The sequence below is a fragment of the Phocaeicola abscessus CCUG 55929 genome, assembly GCF_000312445.1.
In the GTDB taxonomy this organism is placed as follows: Bacteria; Bacteroidota; Bacteroidia; order Bacteroidales; family Bacteroidaceae; genus Phocaeicola; species Phocaeicola abscessus.
In genome coordinates this window covers 60,272-77,930 of sequence record NZ_HE997185.1, presented here as the reverse complement: position 1 = coordinate 77,930, position 17,659 = coordinate 60,272, and the positions used below count along the sequence as shown (strand labels likewise).

General features: G+C 49.4%; 15 protein-coding genes. 4 read left to right on the top strand and 11 right to left on the bottom strand.

Annotated features, from left to right (window positions below):
• The 4 genes from cobT to BN102_RS08320 are packed head-to-tail and all read right to left on the bottom strand — an operon-like array spanning position 1 to position 3,186.
• Positions 1-1,038 carry a nicotinate-nucleotide--dimethylbenzimidazole phosphoribosyltransferase gene (cobT, locus tag BN102_RS08335; RefSeq protein WP_019208669.1) on the bottom strand — a complete coding sequence of 346 codons (1,038 nt, stop codon included), beginning with the start codon at positions 1,036-1,038 and terminating at the stop codon, positions 1-3.
• 13 nt (positions 1,039-1,051) lie between these two features.
• A complete protein-coding gene (gene cobU, locus BN102_RS08330; protein WP_019208668.1) occupies positions 1,052-1,582 on the bottom strand; it encodes a bifunctional adenosylcobinamide kinase/adenosylcobinamide-phosphate guanylyltransferase in 531 nt (176 codons plus the stop codon).
• Positions 1,579-2,094: an FHA domain-containing protein gene (locus tag BN102_RS08325; RefSeq protein WP_035455832.1), complete on the bottom strand. Its 516-nt coding sequence runs from the start codon at positions 2,092-2,094 to the stop codon at positions 1,579-1,581. The genes cobU and BN102_RS08325 overlap by 4 nt, the downstream gene beginning before the upstream one ends.
• 9 nt (positions 2,095-2,103) lie before the next feature.
• Positions 2,104-3,186, bottom strand: a complete 1,083-nt coding sequence (locus tag BN102_RS08320; RefSeq protein ID WP_019208666.1) for an HU domain-containing protein — start codon at positions 3,184-3,186, stop codon at positions 2,104-2,106.
• 129 nt (positions 3,187-3,315) lie between these two features.
• On the opposite strand from BN102_RS08320, the gene BN102_RS08315 reads away from it, so the two are divergent.
• The gene (locus BN102_RS08315) at positions 3,316-4,110 is read left to right on the top strand and encodes a DUF4738 domain-containing protein (RefSeq protein WP_019208665.1); all 795 of its coding nucleotides are present in this window, start codon (positions 3,316-3,318) and stop codon (positions 4,108-4,110) included.
• Between the two features lie 383 nt (positions 4,111-4,493).
• On the opposite strand, the gene BN102_RS08310 is transcribed toward BN102_RS08315, so the two are convergent.
• Both BN102_RS08310 and serB read right to left on the bottom strand, forming a co-directional pair.
• On the bottom strand, positions 4,494-5,708 hold the full coding sequence (locus BN102_RS08310) for a DEAD/DEAH box helicase (protein ID WP_019208664.1): 1,215 nt from the start codon (positions 5,706-5,708) through the stop codon (positions 4,494-4,496).
• 35 nt (positions 5,709-5,743) lie between these two features.
• The gene (gene serB / locus BN102_RS08305; RefSeq protein WP_019208663.1) at positions 5,744-6,976 is read right to left on the bottom strand and encodes a phosphoserine phosphatase SerB; all 1,233 of its coding nucleotides are present in this window, start codon (positions 6,974-6,976) and stop codon (positions 5,744-5,746) included.
• Positions 6,977-7,240: 264 nt separating this feature from the next.
• Between serB and BN102_RS08300 the strand changes: the two genes are divergently transcribed.
• A complete protein-coding gene (locus BN102_RS08300) occupies positions 7,241-7,741 on the top strand; it encodes a redoxin domain-containing protein (protein ID WP_019208662.1) in 501 nt (166 codons plus the stop codon).
• Between the two features lie 78 nt (positions 7,742-7,819).
• On the opposite strand, the gene gcvP is transcribed toward BN102_RS08300, so the two are convergent.
• The 5 genes from gcvP to BN102_RS08275 all read right to left on the bottom strand — a co-directional run bounded on the left by gcvP (position 7,820) and on the right by BN102_RS08275 (position 13,542).
• Positions 7,820-10,669 (bottom strand): aminomethyl-transferring glycine dehydrogenase, encoded by a 2,850-nt coding sequence (gene gcvP, locus BN102_RS08295; protein WP_019208661.1) that lies wholly within the window; start codon positions 10,667-10,669, stop codon positions 7,820-7,822.
• A gap of 25 nt (positions 10,670-10,694) precedes the next feature.
• A complete protein-coding gene (locus BN102_RS08290) occupies positions 10,695-11,333 on the bottom strand; it encodes an MBL fold metallo-hydrolase (protein WP_035455931.1) in 639 nt (212 codons plus the stop codon).
• 6 nt (positions 11,334-11,339) lie between these two features.
• The gene (rsmG, locus tag BN102_RS08285; RefSeq protein ID WP_019208659.1) at positions 11,340-11,966 is read right to left on the bottom strand and encodes a 16S rRNA (guanine(527)-N(7))-methyltransferase RsmG; all 627 of its coding nucleotides are present in this window, start codon (positions 11,964-11,966) and stop codon (positions 11,340-11,342) included.
• 8 nt (positions 11,967-11,974) lie between these two features.
• Positions 11,975-12,829, bottom strand: coding sequence for an RsiV family protein (locus tag BN102_RS08280; RefSeq protein ID WP_019208658.1), 855 nt, complete (start codon positions 12,827-12,829; stop codon positions 11,975-11,977).
• 107 nt (positions 12,830-12,936) lie between these two features.
• Entirely contained in the window at positions 12,937-13,542 is a 606-nt protein-coding gene (locus BN102_RS08275; protein WP_156810961.1) for a hypothetical protein, read from the bottom strand.
• A 153-nt stretch (positions 13,543-13,695) separates the two neighbouring features.
• Here BN102_RS08275 and lipB point away from each other — a divergent pair, with 153 nt between their 5' ends.
• Both lipB and BN102_RS08265 read left to right on the top strand, forming a co-directional pair.
• Positions 13,696-14,460 (top strand): lipoyl(octanoyl) transferase LipB, encoded by a 765-nt coding sequence (gene lipB / locus BN102_RS08270; RefSeq protein WP_281032480.1) that lies wholly within the window; start codon positions 13,696-13,698, stop codon positions 14,458-14,460.
• 219 nt (positions 14,461-14,679) lie between these two features.
• Entirely contained in the window at positions 14,680-17,514 is a 2,835-nt protein-coding gene (locus BN102_RS08265) for a ligand-binding sensor domain-containing protein (RefSeq protein ID WP_083867229.1), read from the top strand.
• Positions 17,515-17,659 lie beyond the last annotated feature (145 nt).

The following is a 17,659-nucleotide window of genomic DNA, read 5'->3' as shown; positions in this document are numbered from 1 at the left end:
TTAAAAGTATTTCGTAATAGAGGCGTGAGTAAAAGTATCCATCTCGTTAATCATTCTGACCGCCGACTCTACGATCGGATAAGCGCATACCGCACCGGTACCTTCGCCCAGGCGCAGTCCGATGCGCAAAATAGGGTGTGCATGCAGGGCGTTCAATACGAGGCGATGGCCGGACTCATCGCTCTGGTGAGTAAAGATAGCGTAATCCGAGATGTTCGGATAGAGTTTACTGGCGGCCAGCAGGCAGTTCGTCATGATAAAACCGTCGACGAGTATAATCATTCCGTGCTCGGCGGCGCGCAGCATGCCGCCCACCGCCATATTCATCTCGAATCCGCCGAACCAACTCAAATAGCTCTCTGCGGAACGGTCTCCTCGATAGTTCTCGACTGCTTTCTTTAGAATCTCATATTTGCGGCGGACGGCTTCGGCGGTCAGTCCGCTGCCTGCGCCTACACATTCTTTCAGAGGGATACCGGTCATTAAATGCATCCAAATCGAAGAAGGCGACGTGTTACCGACGCCCATCTCGCCGAAGCTGATCACATTGCAGCCTGCTTCGAACGATTCGTCGACGATCGCGGCACCTCTTTCCACGCACAGGTCGCGCTCCGCATCCGTCATGGCTGGTCCGTAAAGGAAGTTCTTAGTCCCCCGCCCGACGCTACAATTCACTATGCCACACTCGTAAGGGAGTTCGTGATCGACGCCTGCATCGACGATTACCAACTTGAAACGATGTTGTCGGCAAAGAAAATTGATCCCGCCGCCGCCATGAACGAAATTGCTCAATTGCTGCCACGTGACTTCTTTGGGCGACTTGCTGACCCCTTCCGTTGCGATGCCGTGATCGCCTGCCCATAAGATATGGTGAGGATGGGACAGGGAAGGGGAGAGGGTTTGTTGAATCAGCCCGATCTGCAAGGCAAGCTCTTCCAGCATGCCCAACGCCCCTTTGGGTTTAGTCAGATTGTCGATCTTATCCGTCAGAGCGAACTTGATGGTTTGATCCGGTCTATCGATTCGAAAAGTTTTCATTGCATACGAAACGTCATAGGGCGATGGGGGAGGAACCTTTTATCAAAACGGGGATACCCGAAACCATTAAGAACACGGTATCGGCTTTCGAAGCGATATGTTGGTTCATCCAACCTTGCAGATCGGTAAACTGTCTTTGCAGTCGATTCTTCGAAACGCCTCCCGAACCGATTTCGTTGGTCACGAAGATATAAGTTGCATCTCTTTCCGTGAATCGGTCAAAGTCTTCTTTCACCCACTGCAAAGCTTTCGTCGTATCGGCTTTCATGTCGAAGAAATAATTGGTGCACCACAGGGTGACGCAATCGATCACCGCCACTCGTCCGGTTACGTCGACGGCATACAGCTCTTTATCCTTTTCTATGTTCGTCCATTCGGAACCTCTCCGAGTCCGATGCTTGGAAACGCGTTCGCGAAATTCGTCGTCCCATATCCTCGACGTGGCCAAATAGACGGGATGCTTTGACAGGGCGAGTGCCATCTTTTCTGCGAACTGACTTTTGCCCGAACGTTCACCGCCGGTGATGAGAATAATCTGTTTCATGCCTTACGACTTTTTATGTTGTCGGGTGCAGCGTGGAAGATGAGGGTCGTGGCTCCCAAGGTGAGAATCGCCCCGTCTTCGATTCGGCGCCTGTCTCTGCCTTCGATGAGTTCGTTCATCAAGAATGTTCCTGTAGCGCTATCGTTATCCCGCAGCGTATAGCTTATTTCGCCATCCGCATTCTTTCTTACATGGATATAACAGTGGCGCCAATCCATGCTGGGATCGGTAGATTCGACGGGGACATCCACCTTCATTCCTCTGTATCGCCGGCCTATCAGGTTGTCGCCCTCTTTTAGGGGGAGGATCTGTTTCGGTGCAAACGCGTTTTCCACGACGACGATATTTCCGAAATCCTCTTTTCGAAGTGGCTTGGCATTCGATTTGCCCATACGAATCCGAAATTCTTTACGACATTTTTCGCAGACAAAGACCAATGCCTGACCCTCGCCGTATTTCGTTTCGTCAAACATGATATAATGATCACATTTGGGACATCGGACTCTTTTCATATCGATCGATCATTTGGAAGCAAGCACCCATGCATTCGGGTGTACATCTTGCCGTTTAAATTCGTTCAACTTTTTATAGGCCGCCGGTTCTTCGTCGAAACTGCATAAGACGATACGGAAATGTCCGTTTCCTTCGCGGATGCTGAGGCTGTATTCTTCTTTTTGCTGATGAGCCTCGATGTAGGCCTGCGCCCCGGCCATCGTTTCCAAGCTCGCAATGACGATATGGTATCGGGGGGTATTTTCCATCGTCGCAGCTGTCGGCCCTTCCGGTACGGGTTCCTGGACAGAGTTGGTTACCGCCGGTTCCGACAGCTCGTTCGGTCCGTTGACATCGATCCGTCCCTGTTCAGGGGCTTTCTCGGTTGCGGCGCTTGCCGGCTTGCGCGGTACGGATGGTTGTTTTTCGGCTCCTTTGGGAGCGATCACATTCATGGCTAACGACTGGGTTTTGATTGCGCTGACCAATTCGGCCGTCTCCAACGAAGCGTAGTTCCCGTCGTCTGTATAGGTATTCTCGACAGGGGTGGAGAGGAAGAAGAAAAGAACGATCGCCGCAGCTACCGCAACCGCTTTGCCGATCCACCGGACGGGAACAGCTTTCCGCTCTTGGCGCGTTTCGATCTGCTTCCGGACGAAAGGAATCGTTTTCGCCGATATCGGGGGAGCTTCGTCCAGCTCGCGGATATAAAGCGAATCGAGTTGATATAGCGAAGGAGTTGCAAGCTCTTCTTCGCTCGGATGAAACTCGTACACGTCGTGAATATTGCAGCACAACTTACCCACGCGGGGAATCGCTACGCTTCCCTCCCGATGCAACCGATCTTTCATCGCTTCCGCCTCCTGTTTTATCTTTCGCGTAGCGTCGGGAAAGTCGGTGTGATAAGTCTGCATATAGCATTGAACCAGCAGCCCATCGTTGATGATCAGTTTCGAATTGAAGCCGATGGTGCGTTTGGGAGGATAATAGATATGCTCCGCAGCATCGTAATGCGCCGATTCGTAGTGAGCGATGAATCCGCCTAATTCGGGGACGATGACGCAATCGTTCTCCAACAGCAGCATTTCTATATGTCTTGCCAATTCATCCATGATGCAAAAGTAAGCATATTATTCTGTTTTATCGAAGTTTTTTCGTCAAAATAAGATTCCCTCTCAAATTTATTGTAATTTTGTCGAACGCAAAGAAAGCGAGCGAAAATTTGCAAGAAGATTGTTGAAATGAGAGTCATAAGCTATATCGTCGTTATAACTTTTTTTATCGCTTTCGCCTCGTGCAGGCAAGCGTCGAAGGACGGTGCTTCGATGGAGGAAAACGAGGAGGCGAAAGCCATGCTGCAAGGCATCTGGCAGGAAGACGGCACTGATGAGCCGCTCATGAACATAGTGGGCGATACGATTTTCTATACGGATGAAGCGATCGCTCCCGTGCGTTTTAAAATATATGCCGACAGCCTGATCACCTACGGGGCGGTGACCAACGGTTACAGGATCGAGAAACTGACGCAGCACCTCTTTTGGTTCCATTCCATTTTCGACGAACATATCCGTTTGCATAAAGCGGATGAACATGCAGACGTGAACGCATTTATTCATAAAACCGATGTACCGGTTTACGAAGAAGTCGTGAAGAAAGATTCTGTAGTGTATTATAACAATCATCGCTATCACGGGTATGTCTATATCAATCCCTCACGCATGAGAATCACCAAGCCGGGTCTCTCGGACGAGGGGATAGCCGTCGACAACGTTTACTACGACAATATCATACACATTTGCGTGTATGAGGGGAAGACCAGTCTTTTCGCTCAGGACATCCGCAAGCAGATGTTTGAAGACTTGATTCCGCCCGATTTTTACCAATATGCCGTGCTCTCGGATATGGACTTCGGAGGGGTGGACGCGAAAGGCTACCGTTTTCAAGCCAGCTTTTGCATTCCGGACGAAGCGTCGTGCTACCTCGTCAATCTGATGATTGATAAAGAGGGGCATATCGATTATGTGTTGGTCCGGTAATAACTCCCGCCGAGCGGATCAGCAACGCTTAAAATGGATTTTAGCTCCCGCCGAGCGGATCAGCAACGCTTAAAATAGATTTTAGCTCCCGCTGAGCGGATCAGCAACGCCTAAAATGGATTTTAGCTCCCGCCGAGCGGATCAGCAACGCCTAAAATGGATTTTAGCTCCCGCTGAGCGGATCAGCAACGCCTAAAATGGATTTTAGCTCCCGCTGAGCGGATCAGCAACGCCTAAAATGGATTTTAACTCCCGCCGAGCGGATCAGCAACGCCTAAAATGGATTTTAACTCCCGCTGAGCGGATCAGCAGCACCTAAAATGGATTTTAGCTCCCGCCGAGCGGATCAGCAGCACCTAAAACGGATTTTAACTTTTATCGCCTCAACGATTCCGTTTGGCCGGTCGTTTCTTATGGGAGCTTCTCCGTTTGCCGGAGTTCTTTTCCGGTTCATAGGCAGGCGCTTCGCCCAACTCTTCCGGAACAGGGAGTTTATATATCTCTTTTCCCAAGAAGTTTTCTATCTGCTTGAACTTGAACTGTTCTTCTTCGCTGACCAACGTGATGGCGCATCCGTCGTTGTTAGCGCGCGCCGTACGCCCTATTCGATGCACGTAATCCTCGCAATCGTGAGGCACGTCGTAATTGATGATCAGCCGGACATCGTCGATGTCGATTCCTCGCGCTACGATGTCGGTAGCCACCAAGATGTTGATGTGGCCGGCTTTGAACTCCGTCATCATTTCGTTGCGTTGCCACTGTTCCAAGTCGGAATGCATCTCGCCCACATTCAGACGCATGTTTTTCAGGGTTTTGGCAATCTCTTTGACTTTTAACTTCGAAGAAGCGAAAATAATGATGCGGCTTTGCGTCGCGTCAGAGAACAGGGTGCGGATAATCCGGAACTTCTGAGTCTGGTAACAGATATAGGCTGTCTGAATGATTTTTTCGGCCGGTTTTGACACGGCCAATTTGATTTCGACTGGATGATCCAGTATATTTTCGGCCAATTGCTGAATCTTATCGGGCATGGTGGCGGAGAACAGGAGGGTTTGCCTCTTCTTGGGGAGGAGCTTTACGATCTGCATGATATCGTCGTAAAATCCCATGTCGAGCATACGGTCGGCTTCGTCGAGAATGAAGAAAGAGACTTGGGAGAAATCGACATACCCCAAGCCGATATGGCTGATCAGTCGTCCCGGCGTGGCGATAACCACATCGGCCCCCAGCGTCAATCCGCGTTTCTCCTGTTCGAAACGCGTCCCGTCGTTCCCCCCGTACACGGCCACGCTCGAGACGGGCATAAAGTACGAAAAACCTTCCATCTGCTGATCGATTTGCTGCGCCAGTTCTCTTGTGGGCGACATGATGATGCAGTTGACCGCATCCTTCGGATACGTCCCCCCGCAGAGCTGATTGATGACGGGCAGCAAATACGCAGCTGTTTTCCCCGTTCCGGTTTGCGCTACGCCGATAACGTCGCGACCGTTTAACAACACCGGGATGGTCTTCTCCTGAATAGGGGTACATTCACTAAAATTCATAGCGTCTAACGCCTGAAGGACGGTAGGATCGAAATTGAATTCTGAAAATTTCATGAAGTGCGCTTAATAGTTTTGATATGATGCAATAGTTATAATTTACCCTTCTCTTCGAGATAGGAATCTTTAAAGCCTAAGAAGTAGAGCACGCCGTCCAAGCCGATCGTGTTGATGGATTGCCTGGTATTGGCCACCACTTTCGGTTTGGCATGGAAGGCGATGCCCAGACCAGCCGTCGAAAGCATCGGCAAGTCGTTCGCTCCGTCTCCCACGGCGATGGTTTGCGCAATGTCTACGTGTTCGACTTGCGCAATCAGGCGCAAGAGTTCCGCCTTGCGTTTTCCGTCCACGATCTCGCCCACATAACGGCCGGTCAATTTTCCGTCAGCGATCTCCAGTTCGTTCGCGTACATGTAATCGATGCCGTATTTCTGTTTCAAATAATGGCCGAAATAAGTGAATCCTCCTGAAAGGATCGCAATTTTATACCCGTAGTGCTTCAGCACGAACATGAGCCGGTCGACACCTTCGGTGATGGGCAAATGTTCTGCAATATCGCGCATAGCACTCTCCTCGAGTCCTTTCAATAAAGCGACTCTTCGGGCAAAACTTTCTTTGAAATCGATCTCTCCGCGCATGGCCCTTTCGGTGATCGCCCGGACCTGTTCGCCCACGCCGGCACGTTCTGCCAACTCATCGATACATTCCGTTTGAATGAGGGTAGAATCCATGTCGAAGCAAATCAACCGACGCATTCGGCGATACATGTTGTCCAACTGAAAAGAAAAGTCGACTCCCATCTCCGAACTCAGGTGCATGAGTCGGCTTTGCATTTCTTCCATGTGCTGCGGATTCCCTCGAACGGAGAATTCAATGCAGGCGCGGACGCTCGCCTTCTGCTCGTCGAGCGGCATGCGGCCGGTCAGTCGTTTGATAGAATCAATATTCAATCCCTGGTCGGCGAGGATCTTCGTTACGGCTGCAATGTGATGAGCGGAGAGTTTGCGTCCCAGCAGCGTCAAGATGTAACGGTTCTTCCCTTGCATGTTCACCCAATGCATGTATTCGCTTTCAGCCACGGGCGAGAAACGGATCGCAATTCCTAATGCCGTAGCCTTGAATAACAGCTCTTTCATAATGTTTCCGGAATCCTCTTCACGACTCATGAAAAGGATACCCAAAGACAGCTGGCTATGGATATCGGCCTGCCCGATATCGAGGATCGTTACATCGTATTCGGATAGAATTTGAGTAATCGAGGCCGTCAGGCCCGGACGATCGACACCGCTGATGCTAATAAGAATGAGTTCTCGCTTCGTTTCCATAAAATGGCTTTATTACTCGGCGAAATTACACAATATTATCCGAAATCCCCCTTATCTTGTCTGCCTTTTTTACGATGGAATGGGGAATTTTATGCTATATAACATAATTTATCAGTCGATCCTTTGGCCGAAAAATAAAAAGTCTTTAACTTTGTCGCAATTTAAATCGCCGAAATCGAATTGATTTTCAAACGGATATGAAAGAGGTTATCAACACAAGGACATTGAAAAGAGTCGATGATAAGCGAGCTAAAAGTGTAGTATATGATTAAAAATGTAAGATCGATTTTTATTCTGTTACTCGCGACTTCGGTCTTTTCCGTTTCGTACAGAGGAAAAGATTCGCATATCGAAGGGATAAGCATAGGAGACATCGCTCCTTCCTTTACGCTTCAGGAGAACGGACAGGAGGTGAACTTGAAAGAGTTGCAGGGGAAGATGGTGCTGCTCAGTTTCTGGGCCGGTTACGATGCAACTTCGAGATTGCGCAACGCAACGGTGTGTCATGCCGTCAGAAATCGAGCAAATAGAATAAAAATAGTATCAGTTTCATTCGATGATTACCAGTCCGTTTTCGAAGAAATAATAAAGACAGATCGGATATCTTCGGAGGAGAACTGTTACGTTGACAGATTTGACCGAACCTCTGAGCTTTACAAGGCTTATCAACTTGAAAGAGGGTTTAGAAATTACTTGCTGAACGAGCGCGGAGAAATTATGGCGAAAGATGTCACTCCCGCTCAATTGCAGGCCTATTTGAACTGAAACTTGTCGAATGGGAATTCATGTAATAGAGAGGCTGGTTCTTTTGTGAACCAACCTCTTTTTCTTTGCGTAAAGACTTCACGATTCGAATTTGCCGTAACGGGTCGGAAGCAAATTACGGTCGCCGAGCGCGTCGTCAACCCTCGCCACATGGATCCAGAACTTATTTTCACGCACCGTTCGAAGAGGATAGGCTGCTTTTTCCCGAGCGTAGCCGTGTTTCCATTCATCGGCAACGATTTCATATTCGGGATGCGGCGCGTTGACGAGTACGTTATCCGCCCGACCCGCTGCTCCGCTCTTTACTTCCTGAATTTCCCGCCAGATGCTTTCCATCACCTCGACAAAATTATCCAATTCAGCTAAGCTTTCGCTTTCCGTCGGTTCGATCATCAAGGTGCCGTGTACGGGGAATGAAAGAGTAGGAGCGTGGTAACCGTAATCCATCAGGCGTTTGGCGATATCCGTTTCGCTCACTCCGACCTGTTCGTGCAGGTAACGGCAATCCAGAATCATCTCATGGCCGACGAAGCCTGTCGTTCCCGTATATACGATTCCGTATGTATCTTTCAAACAGGCGGCCAAGTAATTCGCACTCAAAATGGCCGTCTTCGTGGCTTCGGTCAAGCCCTCGGTCCCCATCATACAAATGTACCCGTAGGCGACGGGAAGGATGCCGGCGCTGCCGTACGGTGCGGCGGCAACTTCGTTCGTGCTGTCTCCGAACAAGGGATGTCCGGGCAGGAACGGCACGAGATGCTCGGATACGCATACGGGACCGACGCCGGGACCTCCGCCGCCATGAGGACTGGAAAAAGTCTTGTGCAAGTTCAGATGACAGACATCGGCACCGATCATCCCCGGGCTTGTCAGTCCGACTTGTCCATTCATGTTTGCGCCGTCCATGTAAACCTGTGCGCCATAACTGTGGATCAGATCGCAAATCTTGACGATTTCGGGTTCGAATATGCCATGCGTAGAGGGATACGTAATCATCAGGGCCGCCAGATGGTCCTTGTGCGCTTCGGCCTTTTCTCTCAAATCGTCGACATCGACATTGCCCTTTTCGTCGCAAGCGCACGTAACAGTCGTAAATCCACACTGAATGGCGGATGCGGGATTCGTTCCATGAGCGGACGAAGGGATCAGTACGACGTGACGATGCCCTTGCCCGATACTTTCGAGGTACGAACGAATGACGCGCAGACCGGTATATTCGCCAGCCGCACCGGAATTCGGCTGTAACGTGACACCGGCGAACCCCGTAATCGTTTTCAATTGTTCCGTCAGATTACGGATTAACAACTGGTAACCCTTCGCCTGATCTTCCGGCACCAAAGGATGAATGCCTGTCCAGCCCAAATCGGTCAATGCTATCATTTCGGCGGCAGGGTTACACTTCATGGTACACGATCCCAAAGCGATCATGGAGTGAGTCAGTGAGATATCTTTCCGTTCGAGGCGTTTGATATAGCGCATCATCTCGGTTTCGGTGTGATACTTCTGAAACACTTCGTGAGTCAGATAGGAAGAAGTACGCCGAAGCTCGCCCGTAAATGCGGCCGACGGAATATCTTTGACCTCCTGAATGCCTTCTTCGGCGGCGATAGAAAAAATGGCGATCAAGACGTTAACGTCCTTCAACGTGGTCGTTTCGTCGATGCTCAACCCGACGTCGCCGTTCTCGAAATAGCGGAGGTTAACCTCCTTGCTCAGCGCGATGGTATGTAATTTCTGCGTCGTGACATGTTCGGGTAAACTGAAGCGCAGCGTATCGAAGAATACTTCGTTATGCTGTTCGTATCCTAAACGAGACAAGGCCCCGTCGAGGAAAACCGCAATCGCATGGATGCGTGCTGCAATCGCTTCCATCCCTTCCCTACCGTGATATATCGCATAGAAACCAGCCATCGTGGCCAGGAGAGCCTGAGACGTACAGATATTCGAGGTAGCTCTTTCGCGCTTGATGTGTTGTTCGCGTGTCTGAAGCGCCATTCGATAGCAGAGTTTCCCGTATCTGTCTTTCGATAAGCCGATAATTCTACCGGGCATGAACCGTTTGAATTCGTCGCGAGTAGCAAAGTAAGCGGCCGACGGGCCTCCGTAAAACAGAGGTATCCCCAGACGTTGCGTACTGCCGAAAGTGATGTCGGCACCCCACTCGCCGGGAGGCGTAAGCAGGGCCAGACTCAAGATGTCGGCGTCGACGGCAACCTTGCATTCGATTGCGTGGGCTTTCTCCACAAAAGCTTTGTAATCTTCTACGTTTCCGTTGCTGTTCGGGTACTGAACGATGCATCCGAATACGTCGGGAGTGAACTCGAAGGTTTTATAATCTCCCGTCACGATATCGATTCCCTGAGGAACAGCCCGTGTTTTTAATACGGCGATATGCTGCGGAAATATCTGTTCGTCGACGAACAGTGTATTCGCTTCCGCCTTTTGTTGCGCACGGCTGCGGAGATTGTGCATCATGGTCGATGCTTCTGCGGCGGCGGTAGCTTCATCCAGCAGGGAACAATTTGCCAGAGGCATCGCCGTCAAGTCGGAAACGACTGTCTGGAAATTGATCAGCGCCTCGAGACGTCCCTGCGATATTTCCGTTTGGTACGGCGTATACGAAGTGTACCAAACGGGATTTTCGAACACATTGCGCAGAATGACGGCTGGCGTGATCGTATCGTACCATCCCATACCGATGTAAGAAGTATACCGTTTATTTTCGGCTGCCAATTGCGCGATATGCTCTAAAAATTCCCGTTCGGTCATCGGATTTGCCAATGCTAAAGGAATTTTCAGTCGAATATCGGAGGGAATCGTCTTGTCGATGAGCTCGTCCACGCTCTTTACGCCGATTTTCTTCAACATCGGCGGAAGATCGGCTTTGCGTATGCCGATATGCCTATCGGCTAATAAATCTGTTTTCATACTATGTCTTGTTTATCAATGAATGCTATCGTAAAAAGGGATTATTCACTTTTTCCTCGCCGATGGTCGTCGCATCGCCGTGTCCGGGATAGACTACCGTCTCGGGAGGGAGCACGAGCAACCGACTGCAAATATGTTCGCGTAATTGGTCGAAGTTACCGCCCGCCAGATCGGCGCGTCCGATACTTCCCTGAAAGAGAGAATCGCCGCTGAATACACATTGGTTCTCCTGACAGTAATAAGCTATTCCGCCGGGTGAATGCCCCGGGATATGAATCGCTTCCAACGCCGTATTACCGAAAAGAATGCGATCGCCGTCGTTCACATAGCCTCCTAAGGGCACCATCGTTTCGGGGAGTTCGAGGCCGAACGCCCGCGCTTGTTCGTCAGCGTGAACGAGCCAGAATTCGTCTTCCTGATTGGCTTTGGCTTTCAATCCGTATGTGCGGTAAAGAAACGGATTTCCGAAAATATGATCCAAATGCAGGTGGGTATTCAACAAATGCTTGACTTTCAATTCATGCGCATCAATATAATGTCGCAAGGTCCGGCGTTCTTCTTCGTAAAAGCACCCCGCATCGATGATGATCGCCTCCTTCGTCTCGTCGGACAGGACGTAACAGTTGACGGGGAACATGTTGAATTCAAACTTCTTTATCGTCATAGTCATTTATACTTTTATGATTACGTGAACCAATTTCTTCGTTTCAAAATAAGTCTCTTCGAATATCTTTTTGAGCTCGTAGACCGAGCTAAGATGCTTGATCGTTCTGATTTCTTCGTTCAAATCTCCGCCCTTCAGGCAAATCAACCCGTTCGGAAAAGCATTTTTATTCGTTTTGACGATATTCTTCCGAATGATCTTCAGCATATCGGCAATCGGCATCACCGCTCGGCTGACCACGAAATCGTATTTGCCTATCTCGTCTTCTGCCCGACGATGGCTGACGGTTACATTCTTCAACCCGATGGCTCGAGCCACTTCGCCAGCCACTCCGACCTTTTTCCCGGTACTGTCGATGAGGTGAAAGCGCACGTCCGGATAATAAATCGCGAGGGGAATACCGGGAAAACCGCCGCCCGTACCGAAATCCAAAACGCTGGTGCCTGCACGGAAACGGATGAACTTGGGGATAGCCAACGAATGCAACACATGGTGTTCGTAAAGGTGAGCAATGTCTTTTCGGGAGATCACGTTGATTTTGCTATTCCAATCCGAGTACAAGGCGTCGAGCGCTGCAAACTGTCGTTGTTGATCGCTTGTCAAGTCGGGAAAGTATTTCAGAATAAGTTCCATGACCGGGGTTAATGAAGCATATACTTCTCCGCCATCGAATAGGAGATGCCGACTTTCGTAGCGCCTTCGGCGTAGGGAGCGATGTCGTACTGATTATACAAGAAGCTGACCATCTCTTTTTCGAGGAGGAAGTTATCGGGAACGAAGAGTCCCTCACCGGTATCGTCGATCAGGATGCCGTTCTTCTTCAGGTCGTCCCATGTTTGAATGTTCAGATCGGTGTGCTGTTTGGCTTTTACACGGATCAGCTCTTCCTTGATCAGGGGTATCAGCTGTTCCCTTGCTCCGGCAATGAATACGTCGTCGAAAGTCAACACGTCGCCCGTTCTTTCGTCGATATTGAACCATGTGGTTGTCGTGGCGGGATGAGCGCCGCCGCGGTATTCCGTGACGGTCGATCGGTAGTTCAGGATGCCTGGTTTTCCTCCGTCGACAGCCGTTTCCTGTCGATATTCGTAATTATACCACGTCGGCATTTCGTCCGGTTTCTCTCCAGAGTGCTGATCTTCTTTATAAAGGCTTTCTATTTCGTCTTTGTAAGTCGCTATGTATTTCCGGTAAAAGGTTTCGACGGCTTCTTCATTGTCCATGGCACCGGCGTCTTCGCCCCATACTTTTTTACGGATGTTTCGGTTGATTTTCCGGGCGATCGAATCGCCCTCCCTTTCGTCGAGGCAAGTAAACTTCAGTGCGAAATCGCAGGCGGGAGCATTTTGTTCCTCATTCAACCGATAAATTTCCTTTTTCTCGACAGTCTTGAAAGAATAGTTTACATTCTGATTTCGATGATTGCATCCTGCGAATAAAACACCGCACACCCCGATGGAAAATGCTACAGATAGATATGCTTTTATGGTTTTCATTTCCTTTTTGGTTTTTAATGAATAAAATATTGATTTCGTCTATCGGCAAAGATAGGACAACTCCGTGAAACGAGCGATAAAAAAGCCGAAAAATATCTTTTGTCTGATCAGAACCCGAAGGCGTTTTCGCGCTCCTTGCTCACTTCGACCCGAATCCCGAATTTCCCATTGGGAGATTTCATTTCGAAGGCTCCTCTGAAATCGTTCCTTTCCCACGGCAGCGCACCGGGAATAAAAAACTTGTGTCCCTCGGCGTTATATGTTCCGAAAACGCTTGCTTTCCAGCCGTTGCTCAAGTGGAATGCGGCGCTTTGCAGAACGACGGGGAAGACATGCCCCCCGAAGCGACTCGAACTGAAAAGGCCGTATGACGGACGGACGGCTCCGTATACCACGTCGTAGATCGTGGCCTTCTTGAAATAGACCGTCGGCTTGTCGACGGTCGGGAAGCCGACGAGTATCAGCCTCTGAAGGAATGACGAGGAGGATAGGCGAGGAGGCAAGGCACTTTTCAGGTTCAAATCCAAGAGGAATCCGTCATCTAATTCCTTCACCCCGTTCAGTTCCTCGATCAGATTCCGCGAGTCGATGTCCGCGGGAATTATGATACGGGGAGTTCGTCCGACGGACGAAGAGTCGTTTTCCATCGATTGCTGGGCGAACAGGCTCGGCGAAATCGAGAGCAACAAGCATAAATAAAAAATATGTTTCATGACGATAGGCTCTTTGCGTTACATCTTGCGACGCCGCTTTTCCTGCGCGTTCGCCTGTCAAAGGTAGTTCTTTTTTTCATAACGTATGCGGCTTTCATTCTTTTTTATCGTTGTCTGGTAAAACCATTTTTCTTTTTATCTTTTATTGGATACATGACAGATTTGTACTTTCTTTGTACATCATTTCAACGAACGACGATGCATGTAGAAAATTGGGGAACGGTACCCTATGCCGAAGCTTGGGAGCGACAGGAGAAACTGTTCGAAGACCTCGTGGAGGCGAAACTAAACGGGCGGCCTTACACGAACCGGATCGTATTCGTAGAGCATCCGCACGTCTATACACTGGGCAAAAGCGGGAAAGCGACCAATCTACTGCTGAACGAAGCGCAATTGGAGGCAGTGGGAGCGCAACTTTTCCGTACCGACCGCGGCGGCGACATTACGTATCACGGGCCGGGACAGTTGGTGTGTTACCCCATCCTCGATCTCGAGGAGTTCAGTTTGGGGCTAAAAGCCTACATCTGCCGCCTGGAGGAAGCCGTGATTCGCGTTTGTGCCTCGTACGGCATCAAGACACAAAGAGTAAGTGGAGCCACCGGCGTATGGTTGGACGTGGGCGCTCCCCGCGAACGGAAAATCTGCGCCATCGGAGTTCGGAGCAGTCACTTCGTGACCATGCACGGATTAGCACTCAACGTAAATACCGACCTGCGTTATTTCAGACATATCCATCCGTGCGGGTTCGTCAATAAAGGCGTTACCTCCCTCGCCGAAGAGCTCGGATACGAAATACCTGTCGAGGAGGTCCGACTGCGGCTGCAGTCGGCTTTGTTGGGTTTATTGAAGATTATCGCCCCCAACCTCTCCCCGAAAAGCTCCCAATCCGTTTCGACTTCTCCTTTTCGTATGCTATAAACACATTTTTATTAAGGTATTACGGTACTATTATCCTTGTAGTTCTCCTCCTGTATCCTTTCCAAGTCCGAAGCCTTATAAAGTACCTTCCCGCCTAACTTGATAAAAGAAATTTTCTGTCGCGGGTTATCTCTCTATAAAAGAGGATAATCTGCGATTTTGTTTTTACGAAAACGTAAAAAATGTATCTTTGTTGGTAGATACCTATAAATAGTACTCATGAGGATTGCAATAACGTTTTTCGTTCTTTGGGTTTTCAGTAGTTTACTACAAGGTTCACCTATACCTTTTTCTCCTATAGTGAGGAATTATTCGGTGTCGGATTATAATGCCGGTATTCAGAATTGGTCCATAGCACAGGATGAAAGAGGAGTGATGTATTTTGGTAATAATAATGGACTGCTGGAGTTTGACGGAAACGTCTGGAGGCTGTACGAACTGCCCACGAAGGGAATTGTGCGCGCCATCTATATAGGCGAAGACGGGAAAATTTATGTAGGCTCCTACGAAGAATTCGGCTACTTCGAACGTACCCCTTACAACACGCTTGCCTATCACTCGCTGAAAAATGAAGTGAAGAATTTCAGTTTTCATAACGACGAAATATGGGATATTCTTTGCGTTCAGGGAGAAATCGTGTTTCATTCGTTCGGTTCTCTTTTCTTTTATAGTGGAAATTCGGTGAGAGGCGTTCGGCTGAAGGACCTTCCGCTTAACCTGTTTCAAGTTGGAGGTATTTGTTATTCCCAAAGAATAGACGGTGGACTTTGCGTGTTTTCCGACAGAGAAATGAAAGAACTGATTCCCAGGAAAGCTTTCGGTGACAGCGATGTGTTAGCCGGACTTCCTTATGGAGATACCGTTTTGATGCTTACCCGCAATCAGGGAGGCTTCCTCTATCGCGACGGGGCGGTGGAAAGGTGGAAGACTGAGTGCGACGACCTCTTCAGGAAGCATACCATTAATCGTGCCGTGATGACTAAAGACAGTTGCTACGTTATTGGCACCATATCCGACGGTATCTATGCGTTGGATAAGAAAGGACGACTGCTGTGGAAGATCAGTACGGACAACAGGCTGCGGAATAACACCGTCCTGAAGCTGTATTGCGACGACAACAATAATCTGTGGGCGGCTCTGGACGAAGGTATCGCCTATATACAGAACAATTCCCTGATATACTATTACGAGCCTCCGTTCCGAAAGATAGGCATGGTATACGATGTGTTGGTGAGGGGAGATGAGGCATACGTCGCTTCCAATCAGGGGCTCTACCGATTAAAGGACGGAAAGGCCGAACCGGTTCCGGGTATGGAGGAGCAGGCATGGTTCGTCAAGGAGTGGGGAAAGCACATCTTCTGCGGGCACAACAAGGGAACTTTCATCGTATCGGGCATGGAAGCCAAGCCAGTATCCGACGCAAAGGGAGGGATGTGCATGGCAAAGGTGGAGTTGAAAGACCAGTCTTATCTACTGGAAGGGACTTACGCCCTGCTGAACTTATATACGGAAGATACGGCTGGGGGATATCGCTTCACCCGCTCGTTGTACGGGTTCAGCCACATGGTTCGGCATCTGGAGGTGGATGCCCAGGGGAATATCTGGGCGAAGCACTTGAGGAACGGTCTGTACCGCTTCCGTATCGATGCGGACATGAGACAGGTGAAGGAGGTGCGGAAATACGATAGCTTGGGTAAAGTGCAGGGAGGAAGTTTTGCCTTATTCAAGATTAACGGTCGCGTAGTTTTCTCTAACGGAGAGGCTTTCTATACGTACGAGGATATGACCGACTCCATCGTTCCGTATACAACGATGAACGAACAGTTGGCGGAATTGAAGGAAATCAAGACGGTGAGCCGGGCAGACGGAGATGGCTATTGGTTCGTAGGAGACAGAACGGTGTACTTGGTAAAGTGTGCAATGAATACTTTTAAAATCGAACTCCGGATTCCCTATTCTTTATTCGACGGCGTGGCGGTGGAAGATCGGGGAAGTGTGGTTTATGATAAAAGAAACAATCGTTCTTATCTCTGCTTGAATAATGCCATTGCGCGTATTGAGACGGACAGCTCTTCCTTGTATAAACCACAGGTGGTGCGTTCGCTCCGGATTGCGGAGATGATGGCGGCGGACGAGTTCAGCGGCAAGCGGAAACTGCTGAGCGTGCAGCCCGGAGTGGAAGTGGCCCCCGACTTCAATACGGTGAGCTTCACGTTGAGCTATCCGGTATACGGCGACTATATATATAAGGTAAGGTATCTGCTGGAAGGGTATTCTGAACAATGGACACCCGGCGGACGCGAGTTGCAGAAGAAGTATACTCACCTGCCATACGGGCGCTATGTGTTCCGTGCGGAAGTGTACGATGCCGGCGGCGTGCGGGCATCGGCAGAGATGCCTTTCGAAATTCTGCGTCCATGGTACCTGTCGTATTGGGCGGTGGGAGGCTACGTCTTGCTGGGATTGTGCCTACTGGCCTTGCTGCAATACCTTGTCTACCGCTTCGTAAAGCGGAAGAAGGACCGGGTGATAGAGCGGCAGCGCGTCGTCCATCAGGCGGAGCTGGAGCGGCAGGAGAAGAAAATCATCGAACTGGAGAAGGAGCAGCTCGAGGCCGACCTGCGTTTCAAGAGTAAGGAACTGTCCAGCGTAGTGATGACGAACATCGTCCATCAGGAATTCCTGAGTTCATTGAAAGAAGAAATACAGCAGCAGAAGCTCTCGGGACAGTATAGCCGTAAGAATTTGGATAAGTTGCTCACTTTGATAAATAATAACATCGTGTCTGATGAAGAGAACTGGACCATGTTTCAGGCTAATTTCGACCGTATACACGAAAACTTCTTCCGCAACCTGAAACGTCAGTACGCCGACCTGACCTCGGGAGATTTGCGCTTCTGCGCACTGTTCCGCCTGAACATGCCCACCAAGGAGATAGCCAAGATGCTCAACATCTCCATCCGCGGAGTCGATGCGGCAAGATACCGGCTGCGTAAGAAATTCAATCTACTTTCGGAGGAAAGTCTGACAGATTTTTTGATAAATTTCAAATAGCTGTTGATTAGCGACATATCAATAAGAGAGGTACTAATGTCGTACCTTCTTTCTTATTTTTTATAATGAGCGTACTTTTGTCGTAGTGTGGAATATGGAGCTGCTGCATGCTTTTCTTTTATTTGCAATAAAAAAGTATGAAAGA